Annotated in this window: 17 protein-coding genes; 9 read left to right on the plus strand and 8 right to left on the minus strand. The window is 63.5% G+C overall.

The features are described 5' to 3' along the window. Position 1: 1 nt before the first annotated feature. Both BH93_RS00505 and BH93_RS00510 read right to left on the minus strand, forming a co-directional pair. Complete coding sequence (locus BH93_RS00505; RefSeq protein WP_037175006.1) at positions 2 to 718, minus strand: hypothetical protein; 717 nt, start codon at positions 716 to 718, stop codon at positions 2 to 4. Further along, positions 719 to 1,264: a PadR family transcriptional regulator gene (locus BH93_RS00510; RefSeq protein ID WP_037175005.1), complete on the minus strand. Its 546-nt coding sequence runs from the start codon at positions 1,262 to 1,264 to the stop codon at positions 719 to 721. A gap of 78 nt (positions 1,265 to 1,342) precedes the next feature. Here BH93_RS00510 and BH93_RS00515 point away from each other — a divergent pair, with 78 nt between their 5' ends. Continuing rightward, positions 1,343 to 2,620 (plus strand): MFS transporter, encoded by a 1,278-nt coding sequence (locus tag BH93_RS00515; RefSeq protein WP_052065288.1) that lies wholly within the window; start codon positions 1,343 to 1,345, stop codon positions 2,618 to 2,620. On the opposite strand, the gene BH93_RS00520 is transcribed toward BH93_RS00515, so the two are convergent. Continuing rightward, the gene (locus BH93_RS00520; protein ID WP_052065347.1) at positions 2,568 to 3,242 is read right to left on the minus strand and encodes a glycoside hydrolase family 25 protein; all 675 of its coding nucleotides are present in this window, start codon (positions 3,240 to 3,242) and stop codon (positions 2,568 to 2,570) included. The genes BH93_RS00515 and BH93_RS00520 overlap by 53 nt on opposite strands. Positions 3,243 to 3,473: 231 nt before the next feature. Here BH93_RS00520 and BH93_RS00525 point away from each other — a divergent pair, with 231 nt between their 5' ends. Continuing rightward, a complete protein-coding gene (locus tag BH93_RS00525) occupies positions 3,474 to 4,160 on the plus strand; it encodes a thioesterase domain-containing protein (RefSeq protein WP_037175222.1) in 687 nt (228 codons plus the stop codon). 9 nt (positions 4,161 to 4,169) lie between these two features. On the opposite strand, the gene ggh is transcribed toward BH93_RS00525, so the two are convergent. After that, the gene (ggh, locus tag BH93_RS00530; RefSeq protein WP_037175002.1) at positions 4,170 to 5,507 is read right to left on the minus strand and encodes a glucosylglycerate hydrolase; all 1,338 of its coding nucleotides are present in this window, start codon (positions 5,505 to 5,507) and stop codon (positions 4,170 to 4,172) included. A 106-nt stretch (positions 5,508 to 5,613) separates the two neighbouring features. Between ggh and BH93_RS00535 the strand changes: the two genes are divergently transcribed. Together BH93_RS00535 and BH93_RS00540 are read left to right on the plus strand one after the other, a co-directional pair. Continuing rightward, positions 5,614 to 6,129: a DinB family protein gene (locus tag BH93_RS00535; protein WP_032402798.1), complete on the plus strand. Its 516-nt coding sequence runs from the start codon at positions 5,614 to 5,616 to the stop codon at positions 6,127 to 6,129. A gap of 13 nt (positions 6,130 to 6,142) precedes the next feature. Next, entirely contained in the window at positions 6,143 to 6,814 is a 672-nt protein-coding gene (locus BH93_RS00540; RefSeq protein ID WP_037175000.1) for an SDR family oxidoreductase, read from the plus strand. 180 nt (positions 6,815 to 6,994) lie between these two features. Here the strand turns inward: BH93_RS00540 and BH93_RS00545 are convergent, their stop codons facing one another. Continuing rightward, complete coding sequence (locus BH93_RS00545) at positions 6,995 to 7,369, minus strand: helix-turn-helix transcriptional regulator (RefSeq protein ID WP_155291033.1); 375 nt, start codon at positions 7,367 to 7,369, stop codon at positions 6,995 to 6,997. A gap of 284 nt (positions 7,370 to 7,653) precedes the next feature. Between BH93_RS00545 and BH93_RS00550 the strand changes: the two genes are divergently transcribed. From BH93_RS00550 to BH93_RS00560, 3 genes are all read left to right on the plus strand, one after another. Further along, the gene (locus BH93_RS00550; protein ID WP_155291032.1) at positions 7,654 to 8,841 is read left to right on the plus strand and encodes a TetR family transcriptional regulator; all 1,188 of its coding nucleotides are present in this window, start codon (positions 7,654 to 7,656) and stop codon (positions 8,839 to 8,841) included. 46 nt (positions 8,842 to 8,887) lie between these two features. After that, positions 8,888 to 10,762 (plus strand): ATP-binding protein, encoded by a 1,875-nt coding sequence (locus BH93_RS00555; protein WP_155291031.1) that lies wholly within the window; start codon positions 8,888 to 8,890, stop codon positions 10,760 to 10,762. A 128-nt stretch (positions 10,763 to 10,890) separates the two neighbouring features. Continuing rightward, positions 10,891 to 12,315 (plus strand): phenylacetate--CoA ligase family protein, encoded by a 1,425-nt coding sequence (locus BH93_RS00560; protein ID WP_037174996.1) that lies wholly within the window; start codon positions 10,891 to 10,893, stop codon positions 12,313 to 12,315. Positions 12,316 to 12,321: 6 nt separating this feature from the next. Here the strand turns inward: BH93_RS00560 and BH93_RS00565 are convergent, their stop codons facing one another. Next, positions 12,322 to 12,930 carry a cytochrome b/b6 domain-containing protein gene (locus tag BH93_RS00565; protein ID WP_037174994.1) on the minus strand — a complete coding sequence of 203 codons (609 nt, stop codon included), beginning with the start codon at positions 12,928 to 12,930 and terminating at the stop codon, positions 12,322 to 12,324. After that, on the minus strand, positions 12,914 to 13,681 hold the full coding sequence (locus BH93_RS00570; RefSeq protein WP_242459084.1) for a molybdopterin-dependent oxidoreductase: 768 nt from the start codon (positions 13,679 to 13,681) through the stop codon (positions 12,914 to 12,916). The genes BH93_RS00565 and BH93_RS00570 overlap by 17 nt, the downstream gene beginning before the upstream one ends. Positions 13,682 to 13,727: 46 nt before the next feature. On the opposite strand from BH93_RS00570, the gene BH93_RS00575 reads away from it, so the two are divergent. Further along, positions 13,728 to 14,153, plus strand: a complete 426-nt coding sequence (locus tag BH93_RS00575) for a pyridoxamine 5'-phosphate oxidase family protein (protein WP_032378735.1) — start codon at positions 13,728 to 13,730, stop codon at positions 14,151 to 14,153. 9 nt (positions 14,154 to 14,162) lie between these two features. Here the strand turns inward: BH93_RS00575 and BH93_RS00580 are convergent, their stop codons facing one another. Beyond that, complete coding sequence (locus BH93_RS00580) at positions 14,163 to 14,849, minus strand: hypothetical protein (RefSeq protein ID WP_155291030.1); 687 nt, start codon at positions 14,847 to 14,849, stop codon at positions 14,163 to 14,165. Between the two features lie 219 nt (positions 14,850 to 15,068). On the opposite strand from BH93_RS00580, the gene BH93_RS00585 reads away from it, so the two are divergent. Next, positions 15,069 to 15,677 carry a hypothetical protein gene (locus tag BH93_RS00585; protein ID WP_037174992.1) on the plus strand — a complete coding sequence of 203 codons (609 nt, stop codon included), beginning with the start codon at positions 15,069 to 15,071 and terminating at the stop codon, positions 15,675 to 15,677. Positions 15,678 to 15,699 lie beyond the last annotated feature (22 nt).

A 15,699-nucleotide genomic window follows, 5' to 3' on the forward strand; every position in this document is an offset into this window, starting at 1 on the left:
ATCACCGCACGTGAGCGAGAACCCAGGTCATTGCTCGAGTGACCGCACTGCGTGCTTCGTCGGTGTGATCGAGCATGTCGAATCCGTGTCGTCCGTCTGGTACGTCGATGATCTCGAGGTTCGCACCGTGGGCTGCCTCGACAAAAGCGTGTACCCCCGCGGCGAATTCAGGACGATCGCGACCCACGCGCGTGAGCAGAATCGGCAGTTCGCCCGAATCCGATACGGCAAGAGTGGGATCGAATCGCGGCTCGACGCCCCATTCAGGGAGCGTTTGTAGCACCGGGTATGTCAACGCGAGGCAGGTCAGCCACGCCGGAGAGTCTCTCAGCCAGTCGGCAGCGAGCAACCCGCTCCCGGAAAAGAACCACAGCGCAACTCGATTCGGATCCACTCCGGGGAGTTGTCGAACCTCGTCGAGTCCGATGGCGATCTCATCGGCAGCTGCAGCACACTCGGCCAACGAAGCCATGTGATGTTCGAGTACGACACCGACGACCCCTGCTGCTGCGGCGATGGATCCGTACCCGACGAAGACCGGTTGATCTCGCGGTCGCCATTCGACGCCCGGCGGACGCGGACCGCCGTGAACGAAGACGACTGCGGGCCGAAGTGCATCGTCACCGGGTGCGTTGTTCGGTGCCCGATAGACGTCGAACGAATCGTGGCATTGACGTAGTGCGTCGGGCGTCGTGAGTACGAACGGCTGCGGTTCCATTCACTTACCTCCGTCGATGGTGCGCTGGAAATGGTCGATCGCCCAGCGGGCCCAGTCGGCCAGAGCGTCGTCTGCGCGGATTCCGTACTCCGCGGCGATATGCCCGAACGCCGAGGGCCCTTCGGGGACGAGATCGCGGTTCGGTTCCCGTACACGGCGGAGCTCGGCCGCCTCCGACTCCGCATGCTCGAGAATCCGCGTCAGCACGTCGATCGCATCCTCGGGCTCGAGTGCCGACAGCAGGAACAGCCGAAGGATATTTTCGTTCCGCACAACAGCCGGGCGAATCGGGGTCTCGACCAGCCACCGCCTGAGTTCGTCTCGTCCGGCCTCGGTGATGGAGTACGTCCGCCTGCCCCGCGCTCCACGTTCGATCACCTCGATGTGACCGGCAGCGTCGAGGCGGTTCAGCTCCGGATAGATGCTGGTGTGCCCGGCTGTCCAGGCATGTTTGCCTATTCCTTCTGCGCTCAGGGCTTCGGTGAGGTCGTATCCGCTACGCGACTCGATGGCGAGAAGGCCGAGCAGTGCGTGCGGGAGCGACATACCGGGAGCTTAGATTCCAATTTCGACATGTCAAGAGTGGCACGTCGCCCTCCTTCACTCAGCGCTGTTCCGACCGGGATGGGTTTGGACAGCACGATCGGATGCGTGAATTCTTGTTGTGTGAACACAGCAACTACCTCGCGCACCGGGGTGAGCACGCCCGTCGTTGCGCTGATGGCCGTCGCCACCGGACTCTCCGCCGGCGGTAACTACCTCAACCAGCCACTGCTCGATCTCATCGCCACCGAGTTCGGTGTCTCGGAATCGGCCGCCGCGGTCTCGGTGACCGTCGCACAGATCTCGTACGCGCTGGGGCTGCTGCTGCTCGTTCCTCTCGGCGATGTGGTGGACCGTCGGAAACTCAGCGTCGGCCTCATGGTTCTCGCAGCAACAGGTCAGGCTGTCACCGGCTTCGCACCGGGACTGTCGTGGCTACTGGTCGGCACCGCAATCGCCGGATTGTTCTCGGTCGCCGCGCAAGTGATCGTGCCGTTCGCCGCATCGATGGCCCACCCGGAACAGTCCGGACGCATCGTCGGCATCGTGATGGGCGGACTGCTGACGGGAATCCTGCTGGCCCGCAGCATCTCGGGACTGCTGTCCTCGGTCACCGGCTGGCAGGGCGTCTACCGGCTCGCCGCGGTGCTGATGCTCATCTCCGCTGCCGGACTGTGGCGGGTACTGCCGCGTCGCACCGCCACGGCGGACGTCACCTATGGCTCGGCGCTGTTCTCCATGGGTCGGCTGGTGCGCACCCACGCGCGGCTGCGCACGCGCGCTCTGCTCGGCGGCCTGGCCTTCGCGTCGGTGAGCACCGTGTTCGCCAGCATGACGCTGTTGCTCTCCGGTGACCGGTTCGGATTCAGTGCCGCACAGATCGGTCTGATCGGACTGACCGGCGTAGCAGGCGCTCTGATGGCCTCGGTCGCAGGCAGACTTGCAGACCGCGGACTGGTCCAGTGGGCCAGCGGTACCTGCGCCGTCCTGCTGATCGCGGTATGGCCACTGTTCGCCCTCGGCGGGCAGTACTGGGTGGTGTTCGTGATCTCGTTCGTGCTCGTCGACCTGGCGTTGCAGGGCGTGCACGTGAGCAATCAAAATGTCGTCTACGCCCTCGATCCGGCCGCTCGCGCCCGCATCAACTCCGTATACATGACGACGTACTTCGTGGGCGCATCAGCCGGCTCTGCCGTCGGCACACTGGCCTGGGAACACTTCGAGTGGACGGGCGTCTGCGTCGCCGGAGCCGGATTCGCCGTCCTCGCCCTACTGGTGTGGCTGTGGGACATGCAGGTCGAGCGACTTACCAGCGAGCCAATGCCCTCAACGATTCCGGTGTGCCGGCGTAGTGATTGACGTCGGTGCGCCCGTCGATTCCGGGGATCGTGCCGCGGTCGGTGAACTGCCAGAACAGCCATTCGGTCCAGCCGCCGGGTAAGGGCCCCAGCTCGTCGTTGTAGTCGGCGATCCACAGCGGGTAGTTGTTGAACTCGTGGGTGTCGGCCATCGCCGTCCGCCAGAAGTTGGGATACGTGTAGATGAACGGCTGACGTCCGGTCAGCGTCTGAACGGTGTTCAGGTAGCGGTGCGTCCAGTCGATCAGCTCGGCAGGAGACTTGCCTTTGGCGTCTTCGAGGTCGAGTACCGGCGGCAGATCGCCCGGGCCGTTGATGCCCAGCACCAGTGCGGAGTAGTACGCGCCCTGCAGTTCCGGGGAGAGAGTCACATCGGCGTAGTGGTACGCCCCGCGCGCCACGGAGGCCGTACGCATGACGATCGAGTCCTCGACGAAGTACGGGTTGACGTAGTCGAGACCCTCGGTCGCCTTGACCATCGCGAACCCGTGGCCTGCGGCTTTGACGGTGTGCCAATCGATGGCAGTGCCGTCGATGTGTTGCCACGACGAGACGTCCGGTCCCTGCGGAACGGCAGAGGCGACCGCAGGCACGGCACACGTGATGACGCCGACCGACAGGATTCCGAAGAGGGCACGAACTGTGCGAGAGAAGACCACCGGGCTGAGGCTAGGGGCCCGGACCTGGGCACTCAATGGTGAACAGTCACTAATGCGCTCTGTTCACAGACGTGGTTGAGTCGTCGGTAATGAGACGTGGGTAACACTCACGCTGCCGACGGCGACATACCCAGAGTCGGCACGAACAAACCCTATGGAAACACGAACTACATCTCTTGGCTCGGAGGCGCACCCATGACTGTCGTGAACGATCTTCCCCATCTGGCCCTCACGGAACTCGACCCGTCGAACTATGCGGTACCCACCATTGCGCCGATCCGAACCACCGGCCATCTCGATCCCGTGTTCTGCGTCCACCCGCTGGTAGGTCTGGTCGATTGCTACGCAGGTCTGGCCACTCACGTCGACGACGCCCGGCCCATCTACGGCGTCCAGGTACCGGCGTCCGGTGAACGCTCCGAGTCCCTCGCGGCATTGGCCGCCTCCTACGCCGACGACATCGTTCGTGTCCAGCCCGCCGGTGCAGTCCACCTCCTGGGGATGTCGTTCGGCGGAGTTCTCGCCCACGCCATCGCCGTCGAACTACAGAGCCGCGGCGTCACCGTGGGAGCGCTGACGCTGCTCGACAGCGACCCGGTCCGCGCCCGCGCCGAGGGAGCGGATCTCCTCGCGTCCATGGGCGACGAGATCGATCGCAGTCACGTCGAGGAGTTGCTGGCCGTCGCCTCGCACAACGACGAGCTCGTGCAGCGGCACCTGCCCGGCATCTACTTCGGCGACATCCTCGCCGTCTCGTCCGTGGGAACCGACTCCGGTTCCGCATGGCATCCCTTCGTGTGCGGCACGGTCGCCAAGTACCTCGTGCCCGACGCCACCTCGTTCGACGTCGTCGGCCCGTTGGTGGACAGCTACCTCAGCTGATCTCTTGCCCTATCCCAGCCAGTCCAGCACCGCCGCGGCCGTCCAGGATTGCTGCATGCTGCCGAGCGGCTTTCCGGTGAACGGCTCGTAGTATTCGGCGAAGCTACCGTCGCTGGCCTGACGCAATCCCTCGTCCCGCAGGGACAGTGACCGCTCGGACCAACCGCGACGCGCGAACGCCCACGAGAACAACCACGTCATCACCGGCCACACCGGCCCGCGCCAATATTCGCGGGCGCGGAAGTCCTTCGACACCGGCGACGTCGAGGGCGGGACGGCGTACCGAAGATCCGGATGGCCGCAGAATCGTGTGCCCTCGAAGATTCGCAACAGATTGCGCTCCTGCTCGCGGGGCAGACCACCGCACAACAACGGCGCGAACATCGCGATGGTCTCGGTACCGATCCACTGGCCGGTGCGCAGATCGAAGTCACGAGCCCCACCGGAGCGCGAATCCGTCGTCGCGACGACGCCCTTGCGGAACTTCTCGGCCCACGAGCGCAACTCGCGAACGTCGGAGCGCGGACGCGAATGGTCCTCCCCGATGGTGGCGAGCACGTCGCATGCCACCGCGAAGATGGCACTGACGAACACGTCCTCGACAGCAAAGCTCATTTTGGTCTTCAACGCGTCGTCGTCGTACCCGACCTGCTTCATCTCCTCCACCAACCAGATGTAACGGTCGTACTCGAGGTTGCTGGGCCGCTGAGAGGCGTCGGTGATGACCGCCTTGTCCTCCCTGAAGTACGGATCCATCTCTCCGGGAACAACATTGGCGTAGGCCGAATCCCAGCGCGGCGAGTTGTCCATACCCGACTCCCAGCCGTGGAACAACGCGATGCGTCCGTTGTCGTCGACGTCGCGAGCCTGCGCGAGCCAACGATGCCACCGCACCAGATCGCCCCAGCGTCGATCGAGAAACTCCTCGGCGACGGCGCGCGTGGTCCGCCCGTGGCGCTTGGAGTGATCGAGGATGCGCTGCACGGCAATCGCGTGCACCGGGGGTTGGGTGATGCCGGAGGTCTGCGGGTTCATCGGAGCCTGCGGGGCGAGGGTACCGGTGGCCCACCGCGCTGGACCGGGAAAGTAGCCGTCGACCCCGTTGGCGAAGACGATGTGCGGGATCATCCCGTTCTTCCACTGCGCCGAGAGCAGCGTGTCCATTTCCACCACGGCACGCTCGACACTCAGCGGTGCCAGCCCGACGGAGACGAATGCCGCGTCCCAGCTCCACATGTGCGGATACAGCCTCGGGGCCGCGCTGGTCATGGTGCCCAGGTCGTTTCCTCGAAGCAGGTACGCCGCCCGTGCCGCCAACTGCGTGGAAGTGAAACCTCGATCGCCCATGCAGACAGTTTGCGTCCATACGCGCAATTCCGCTCGTTTGGATTGCGGACCGAACCTGACCGCTATCGGGCCTAGTGTGAATTTCACCAGCCACCAGGAGGAAAAGATGACCACCGAAAGCACCGACATCGTGAAAATGCTCGCCGAACAGCGCGCCAACTTTCTCATCACCGTCCGCGGAATCACCGACGAGCAGGCACGCACCCGAACGACCGCCAGCGAGCTCACCCTGGGCGGGCTGCTGCACCACGTTGTCAGCAACGAACGGCACTGGATGAAGGTGATCGCAGACCTGGACGAGACCGCCGAATTCGACATGGCCAGCGCCGGCGGCGAGTACGTGATGGGCGACGAAGAGACTGTCGCAGGACTGATCTCCGAATGGGAAGAGGTGGCGCGGTCCACCACCGATGCCCTCGCAACGTTGGATCTGAACCTGTCCGTCCCGGTCCCGACAGCACCTTGGGCACCTGAACGAATCTGGCAGACTGCACGATTCACCGTGCTGCACATCCTGCGCGAAATCTCGCAGCACGCCGGCCACGCGGACATCATTCGCGAGGAACTCGACGGTGCGAACACCACCCAGACCTGGGCCTCCGAGGCGGGGATGAGCTTCTAGCTAACCTGATTGCATGACTCGTACTGCACTGGTGACCGGAGCAAGCCGTGGCCTAGGGGCCCATATCGCTCGACTGCTCGCTCCGGATCACCACGTGTTGTTGGGGGGACGATCGGCCGAGTCGCTGGAGCCCATCGCGTCGGAATTGGCCGGGTCCACCCCATGGCCGGTGGAGTTGACCGATCCCGACGCGGTAGCGGCGGCCGCGTCGAGCATCGATTCTCTGGACGTGTTGGTGCACAACGCCGGAGTGGCAGCACTCGGGACGGTCGAGGAGTCGACGGCGGAGGATTGGCGTCGCCAGTACGAGGTGAACGTCATCGCCGTCGTCGAACTCACTCGATTGCTGCTTCCTGCACTGCGCGCCGCCAAAGGCCATGTGGTCCTGATCAATTCGGGAGCCGGGATTCGCGCCAACCCGGGTTGGGGCGCCTACGCGGCGAGCAAGTTCGCACTCCGCGCCTTCGGTGATGCATTACGCCTGGAGGAACCGTCGTTGCGAGTAACCTCGGTGCATCCCGGCCGCATCGACACCGAGATGCAACAGGGGATCGTCGCGCACGAGGGTGGGGTGTACGACGGCTCGAAGTTCTTGCAGCCCAGTACCGTTGCCCTCGCAGTGCGCAATGCCATCGATACTCCTGCCGACGCACACCCGACGGAAGTGGTGCTTCGCACCAGGTGAGCGAAACTTCGTAGCGGGGGTCGAGTTTCCGCTCACGACAAGGGGTTTGGCGTGGTTCCGACAGTCAGTTGGTCAAACGAACGTGCGCGGGGACCGGCTAGATGCACTGCCATAGGCGCACTGGACCGCCCCTGAACCGGCGTCGACGTTGCAGAACGACCGCCCGATCACCTTCGTCGCTCAGAGGTCGTCGAGTTTCACTATCCCGTCTTGCAGAGCCCGGGCGACGAGTGTCGCCTTCGTCGGTGCAGCCCGACCGACGCGGGAGTATTTGTCCCGAATTCGTGTCAGGTGGGTGTTGACGGTTCCCAGCGCGATGTGGAGGCGCGCACCGACTTCGACTTTGGAGTCGCAGTCCAACCAGACCTTCAGGACTACGACCTCGCGGTCGGTCAGCCCGGGTGACGCGTAGACCGGCGCTGGTCGTTGGCCATGGATGCGCCCCGGCGCAAGAGCAGTGCGCGTGACGGGCGGCCTCGGGCCGAGGGGGTTGCGCACAGTCCTGGGCACTGCGACTCGGGTCTGCACTTGGGGTCGATGATCGATCAACACCATCTGATCCTCCTCGAGATACCGGCCTTGAGGCCGATGTACATCGGACCACGGGCGTTGAACCCTCTGCAACACAAACCAATTCGAGAAGAATGTCGATTCGAGTGTGTCGTCTACACAGGGATGTAGTCTGAACTAAACCGTGCGGGCTCGACCACTGAATTGCTATAGTTCGTGATCTATTCAGGTGCTGTGAAGTCCAGTGAAGGCGGTTGACGTTGAACCCTAGGCCTGTCCCGCGTGAGCAATTTCTCCACGCCGGATACCGGCTCCTGAGCGAAGTGGACATGACCGATCTCGCCCGGTCGCTGTCCATCTCGGCGGTAGTCGACGGTGCTGGGCTGTCGCATCAAACATTCCACAACACTTACCCCGGCAACTCTCGTAGCGGAGGTTCCGGCGGCAAAGAAGCGTTTGTGGCGGATCTGCTCGACAACCTCACCGTGAATTACAGCGGCACTGCACCCACCGATCCACCTGCCGGGCTGCGAGACGCGGCCGCACCGGTATCCGCCCTGTTCGAGGACCTGACCTCCGGCCTGATGCGGCGGCGCCTGATCGCCACCTTGCTGGCTGCGGACCACGACGGGGCCCGCAAGGCCGTCACTCCAGAATTCGAGCGACTGGATGCAGACCTGCGCACCAAGGTGGGTCAGGCGATTCAAGCTCAGGGCGGGTCCGTCCGCCAACCTATGTCACTGACCTCCCTCTCTACCGTCCTCGGAGCTCTGCTGGACGGACTCGCACTCCGAGAGATGCTGACTCCCGGGTCCTTCTCCGGGGACGACATCGCTGCAGCGACCACCTCGATCCTGCGGTGGGCGATCGATCCACTGCATTCCGATCGACAGACACCCGACCCCGAACCGGAATATCCTTTCGACGACTCCGACGCGCTACGGCCAGACCTCGAGGCCGACGTGATCGCCGCAACGGAAGCTCTGTTCGTCGACAACGGATACTTTCTCGTCACCCTCGCCGATATCGCGGCGGCCGCACGCCTCCGAGCCGACGACCTTCGACGGCTGTTCCCGAGCAAAGTCGACATCATCGTCGCCGCGCTGAAACCGAAATTCGATCGCGTCCTGCGACTGCGTCGAGCCGACGAGCGCCTCGGCATCGACCCTGCAATCGCATTGCGCCGCACTCTGATCGAAGTTGGGGAATTCGTGATCGACAACCGTGCCATGAGTTCCGGGATGCTGCTCGCCTTGAGCTTCGAGCAGTTTCAGCAACCCAACACCGTGACCACAGTTCTGGAAAACCTCTACCTTCCATCTGCCGTGGTACCGATCCTCGAACGGGGACGCCAAGCGGGCGTGTTCAGCGATGATGCACCGACGATCGAGGCTGCAATCATGCTGACCAACAACGTCCTGTTTCGATGCCTGACGCGGCCGACCGAAACGGCGATCGACGTTGTCGACGGCGTTCTCCGACTGCTCATGCCCGGCATCGCAACTAGGACCCCATAAGGGTGCCGCACCACCGCGCCCATGCTTGCGGCGTGGCGAGGTGAGTGTGACCGAAATCGATCCCATGCACTGGGATCGATTGGCACGACTGTCGCAGCACCTGCTCGACGACATCGAAGTGGGATCCGGAGACGACGGCACCTGGTATGTGAGTCGCGATATCGAGGCCGCGTTGCTTCGACGCACGGTCCGAGGATCCGAGCCACAGATAGTTGTCGGTGGAGCCGGGCACGGAAAATCGACACTGCTGTGGTCGCTCCACCGAGCGCTACAGGAGCAGGGGCTCCATCCGTTACTGGTCTCTGCCACCTGGCTCCATCCCGGCGACGACGGCATTCGTACAGCCTCGACCGCCGAGATCATCGCCGCCGTAACCGGTCGACCGGGCGCAGTACTGCTGCTCGACACCGCGGACCTGATGCTGCACAGCCGCTCTGCTCGCCACGACATCATCGACCTGGTCACTGTGCTCGCTCGGACGGCAGTCCCCGTAGTTCTGACGACCAGGCCGCTCGAAGGTCAAAGCCTTCCCACGAACCTGGGGCACAAGATCACCCTCGGGCCGTTCTCCTCGAACTCCGAACTTCCGACCGCAATCGAGGCATTGACCGTCGAGTTCATCGCCGACGACTCGGTGATGCCACCGAATCCGGTGACGGCGATCCAGTCCGCCCTGGCCCGCGGCGCTCTCGTCGACGACGTGTGCACCAGCCCCTTGCTGCTCAGACTTCTCTTCTCACTGTCGGCACCACATTTTCCTCAGCTCGAACTCGACGTCACCGGTCTCTACAACCTGTTCTGGTCTCGGCGCATCGTCAGCGATCACCGCTCCGGACCGGAGGTACCGGCTGAGGACACTGATGACCTTTCGGCCAGTGCCGGGTTTCTGGCGATTGCCATGCTCGCGTTGGGAACACCCGAACCACCCGTCGACGTCGTCGTTCGACGCGCGGCGCAGGTCGCGGCATCGGCGGACCATACATACGACGACGTGGTCCTGCGCAGACACGTACGGGCACTGACCCGGCGCGGCGTACTGGTCACAACCGACAATCGTGCCCGGTTTCTCCATCAAACGTTCTTCGAGTTCGCCGCCGCCAAGGGGCTTGCCAACAGGGGGGCCGAGGATGAACTGCCGCGATTGATCGCTCGTGTTGCACAGACGCCCGACGATCTGTTCGTCGGTGCCGTGGTGGAACAAACCTTGATCATCCTGGGAGCAGATCTACTGGCCAGACCCGCTGTCCGCGCGAGCTGTCAGACCCTCATCCGCACCGGGCTCCCGTATCCCATCTCGATTGCCATGACCGCGTGGGCGCATCATCCTGCGATACTCGAGCTCACCACCGACATGTTCGCTGCGGTCGCCGATGACCGGCTGCGTCGATACCTGACGACGCTGCCCTTGCTGGATTCACGGCAATTCGCCGAGCGTGCACGAGATTTCGGCAACCGGCTCGACATCGTTCCCAGGGGAACAGGAACAGGTACTTTTCACGAAATACTGTCGCCTCACGACAGCTCGGTTCACCCGTCGGATTCCCGGGAGCCTGACGAACTCACCATGTACCAAGAGCGCCTCGTTCGCGCTCTGCACCGCGTGGAGGCACGGCGGCGTGATCTCGAACGTGCGACGGACGAGGCCTACCGTGCGATTCGACGCGCCGCCGGCAGCAAGGACGACGATCATCTCGGCCGTATCTTGTTCAGCATTTCCCGATCTGCGTTCTATCGGCTGAAAGCCGGTTCGAGTTGGAGTGCACCCGGAAGAAAGCTCTGCGCCGACATCGATGCCCACGGGGACACCATCGGTGAGCGCTTCGACCTCACACGTTTGCACGACGCCTATGTGGCCGCGGCTCAGGCGGCGGACGATGCCCGCCATGCCAGGGACGGGCATGGCGGATCCGCAGGTCGATGATGTTCGTCGCCAGTTCCGAGTTTCTCGAGAAGTCGAACAAGCACGCCACACGATCGAATTACCCCGTTCCCCAACGTGATTCCCGTCCACCGCCCGGCCGGCGGTGGACATGATCGAAAGGTCAGGCCATGAACCAGGCAGATCGGCACGACCCGACACGCACAGCTCTTCGGCTCGTCCAGTCCATCGCACTCTCGGTACCCGCGTATCGCCGTCTGCTCGCCGAGCACGGAATCGAGATCGACGCGATCGCAACGATGACCGACCTCGCTCGATTGCCGACCACCTCGAAGGACACCTACCGAAGAACCAACATCCTCTCCGATCTGCAGGCCGGCGGACCCGAAGAAGTCGAGACCATCGCGAGCAGCGCAGGGTCGTCGGGAACCCCGACCTTCTGGTCACGCGGACAGCGGAGCACCGATCACGGAGCAGCGATGTTCGGGCACGTGCTGCGGGAATGCGCCGACACCGAGCACAGAACGACCCTCGCACTCGTGACGTTTCCACTCGGTCCGTACATCGGAGGTGCCTTCATGTACGCCATGTTGCTCGAACTCCGAAAGCGAGGCCATCGGCTCTCGATAGCGACCCCCGGTATGGATCCCGACGTCATTGCCGAAGTGGTGTCCGAGGCCGCAGACGGATATCAGCAGATCGTGATCTTCGCGTACCCCCCGATCGCCCGGGACCTGCTCGACACCCATGGAGAGCTGCTTCGACGGCACGACGTGGTGGTCATCGTCGGGGGTGAACCCGTCAGCGAGGCGTGGCGATCCCTCGTCCACGGCATGCTCGGCGACCCCGACGGAGACCGCGTACGTGTGGTCTACGGGGCAACCGACGTTGGATTCGTCGGCTATGAAACGGCAGCCACGACTGCCATACGTTCGGCGGCAGCAGAGGATTCGGCCTTGAACGGCGCGATATTCGGCACCGAGTACGCCGATGAAGATGTCGTGCAACAACCCGCATTCGTGCAGTATCGACCCGAGTTCACCTACATCGAAGTCGACCCCGACGGGTACTTACTCTTCACCGTGGGTGGAGTGCTGCCACTGGTTCGCTACCGCGTGAACGACAGGGGCCACACGCTCGTCGGTAACGAAGTCCGCGACCGCCTCGCCGATGCCGGGTATTCCGCTCTCGCTGAAGACATCGACCCGAATGCTCACTACCTGCTGGTGTTCGGCCGAACCGACGTCGCCGCCATCTACAGTGCCGTCAACATCTATCCCGACTACTTCCGACCGGCCGTCGAACACATCTCTCTGGCAACACGATTGACGGGACGGTTCATCGCTCGCTGCGAGACCGACAGCCACCAGCGCCAGACATTGACGCTCGACGCCGAGCTTCGGCCCACAATGGAATCCGATCCCGATACTGCCGAACAACTCCGGCAGCTGTCCATCGCCAGCCTGCGGCAATTGAGCGCGGAATACCGCATCGTGCACGACCAGAAGGGTCACGACGCAGAACCCGTCGTACGCCTGCGCCCGTTCCGCTCCGCCGGCTTCGTCACCGGAGGAAAGCAGAAGTCGATCGACTAGCAACCGTCAGCCATCTCGGTTCTCGTCTACCCATTCCGGATGCTCGCGCCGGGCCCACTCTCGCGTGACGACTCCCTCGGTCATCCCGCGCATGGCCTCGGTGTCTTTCCACGCGTACGTGATGTGCCCGACCACCAGCAGGCCGAATCCCAGTGCGAACCAATCGTGTACGAAGGTCGCGCCGATTCGCCAGTTCAGCGGGCTCCAGTTCTGGAAGTACATCACCGCACCGGTCAGCAGCAGCACGAGAATCGACCCACCGCTGAGCGCGCCGTTCAGCTTCTGGCCGGCGTTGAACTTACCGACCCCCACCGCGCCGAGGCGACGAGCCTTGGAACGCAACCACTTCCAGTCGTCGTCGACGAATCTGTTGAGACGCTCCAGGTCCCGTCGGTAGCCACTGGATATCGCACCGGCGATCAACGGAACCGGAAGGAGGAAGCCCGACCACACGTGCACGAACTCCACGATCGGGCGGTGCCCCACCAGCACTGCGAGCGACCCGATGTACAGGATCGCAGCGGTGACGATGCAGACGATCACCAGAATCCCGACGGCCCAGTGCACGTATCGTTCGACCCGTCCGAATCTGGCGAGCTCAGCCCGTGGGGTCATCACGACGCCCGTTCGATTCGCCGACGTATGCGTCGATGTCGTATCCGCGATTCTCCCAGTAGCCCGGCACCACGTTGTCGGTGAGCTCGATGCCGCCGAGCCATTTGATGCTCTTGTAGCCGTACATCGAGGCCACGAACAGCCGAACAGGCCCGCCGTGGTCGTGGGTCACCGGAGCGTCCAACATCGTCAGCGCAATCAGGACATCGTCGCGACGTGCCTGCTCGAGCGTCAGACTCTCCGTGTAGGTCCCGTCGAACGAGGTGAAGCGAAGCGAGTTCGCCGACGCGGTGGGTCCGACGGCATCGAGAATATCGGCCAATCGCACTCCGCTCCAGGCAACTTCGGGTACTCGCCATCCCGTGACGCATTGAAAGTCACGCACCAACGACGTCTGCGGCATCGAACGTAGGTCCTGCAGAGTGAACGTGCGCGGTGCGTCGACGGAACCGCCCACCGTCAGGGCGTAGGAATTCTCGTCCTTACGCGGCGCGCCCTGCGTCACCGAGTAGAACCGGAAATTGTTCCCGACGGGAATCAGCCCGATCAATCCCGTTGGATCGTGATTGCCGAGTGGGCCGAGAACGGACGCCAACCCCTTCTGGATCGCCCCGCCGCCCACGATGCCCGCGGCACCGGCTGCCAACAGGCCGAGCACGACTCGGCGACCCACGGGACTACCCGGGATCTCTCGCTCGTCGATCGGCATCCCTCCACTGTCCACGCTCGACGCCGATCCGTCACCTGGCACCGCTCGAAGTCTGGATGTTCGACGCCGGAAGTCCTACCGTGAAGACATGGCACTGTCGAAGGCAGAACGCGAAGAATTTCTGGCCGAGTCTCGGATCGCCGCCTTGTCCGTCGCTGCGGGTCCCGATCGGGGGCCGCTCACCGTCCCCATCTGGTACGACTACACCCCGGGCGGTGACGCGTGGGTCCTCACCGGCAGGACGTCGAAGAAGGCCCAATTGATCAGGGCTGCAGGTCGATTCACTCTCATGGTCGAGCAGTCGAATCCGACGATCAAATACGTGTCCGTCGATGGGCCGGTCGTACGCGAAGAGCCCAACACGCCGGAGCTTCTGCGCGCCATGGCAGCGCGCTACCTACCCCCGGAGAAGGTCGACGGCTACCTCGAGATGGCGAACAGCGAACACGAAGAAAACGTGGTGTTCTACCTGCAACCGGAGCATTGGCTGTCGGCCGATCTCGGGGCCATCTGACCGCGTCGATCACCGTGTGAACGGCGGTCCGTATCCCGGAGGAGGACTGTTGTAGGTCGGCGCGACGGGGTTGTTCCTCTTCGGACCTATTACCGCATCGATACCGACGGCAATCCAGGCCGGCACCGCGATACTCACCAACAGCACAACATCGAGAACCGCGGGCGTCGCTCGAGAATTGAATGCGTCCAACATCAACCAGTGGGCGAAAAGCTGAAATACCGACCCCACCACTGCGGAAATCGCGACCACCACCAAGGTCACCAGTGAGCGGCGTCGGACCAGAACCCACGCAAGTACGGCAGGCACCATCACGATGATGGACAGAAACGCCGCATAGACCACGTAGTCGCTGATGCCGAAGTAGACCGGCCCCAACTCCGCAATCACCGAAATCAAGACCGAAATGCTCAACGCAGCAACGGCAACGATGCGTCGGACCGGAGCAACTGGCTGAAGCACACAGAACACGGCCAACGCGAGAGACGGAATCGTATTCGCTGCGAGAAGGTGGAGGGACGTGCTGCCGAGAGGCCCCATCGCGAGTCGCAAACCGAGACCGATCACGCACCCCACGACGAGTATCACGATCGACACGACGCTCGGCCGCGGTGACATCCGAGGCTGAGGACGCGGTGGCTGCGGCGGATACGCAACCGGTGGTGGCTGATAGCCGTAGTTGCCTGGACCGTGCATGAGTCCGTCCTTCCGTGGGTAGTGGAGGCCGGGCAGTCACCCCCCGGTTGCCTGCGATGAACCATAACGAACCACGTGGTATTTCGCGAAAGTACGGACTCGCTGCAACTACGCGGAGAGGTACCCGGTGACGCACCCGACGCGACGCCGAACTCGAAGTTATGGACGAATACTGAGCGATTTTCATCCATAACTTCGAGCTCGGCGGAGGATGTGCCCATGTTCGGACGACTGATCACAGCACTGTTGGTTATCGCGGGTAGCGCGGTGTTCGCGCTGGGTACACCGGGAACTGCATTCGCTTGTGGCTGCGCCGTGCCGATGAGCATGCAGAAGACGTCGGCCGTCTTCGAAAGCGTTGCGGGCTCAGGAGCCGTGTTCCTCGGAACCCCGACCTCCAAGACCACGGGCAGTGACGCCCAGGGCTACATCGTCGATTTCGACGTCGCCGGAGTACTCGACGGGCAAGTCCAGGCCATCACCACGGTGTCCACCGCTACCGAGACGACCGCGTGCGGTGCCGGGTTCACTGTGGGAACCGAGTATCTCGTCGTCGCATCGTCGCAAAACACGAACGGGGCCACCTGGTCTGCGGCGTCGTGCGGTGGCACCAGTCTCGCCAGCGATCGCGTCTCGGTGGAGTCCGCGGTGTCGGTGTTCGGGCAACCTCGCCCGATCATCGAGCCCCCGCCACTGGAAGTTGTAGCAGCCGAACAGAGTCCAGATCACACGAACTACGTTCCCTGGGTGGTCGGCCTCATCGCTGCGGCCGCAGCCGCTGCACTGGCAGTGCTGCTCCGACGCAGTAGTGCGAACAGGAGCCCCTGAGGGCACTCAACCGCACCACTGC

The organism is Rhodococcoides fascians A25f, assembly GCF_000760935.2.
GTDB lineage: Bacteria > Actinomycetota > Actinomycetes > Mycobacteriales > Mycobacteriaceae > Rhodococcoides.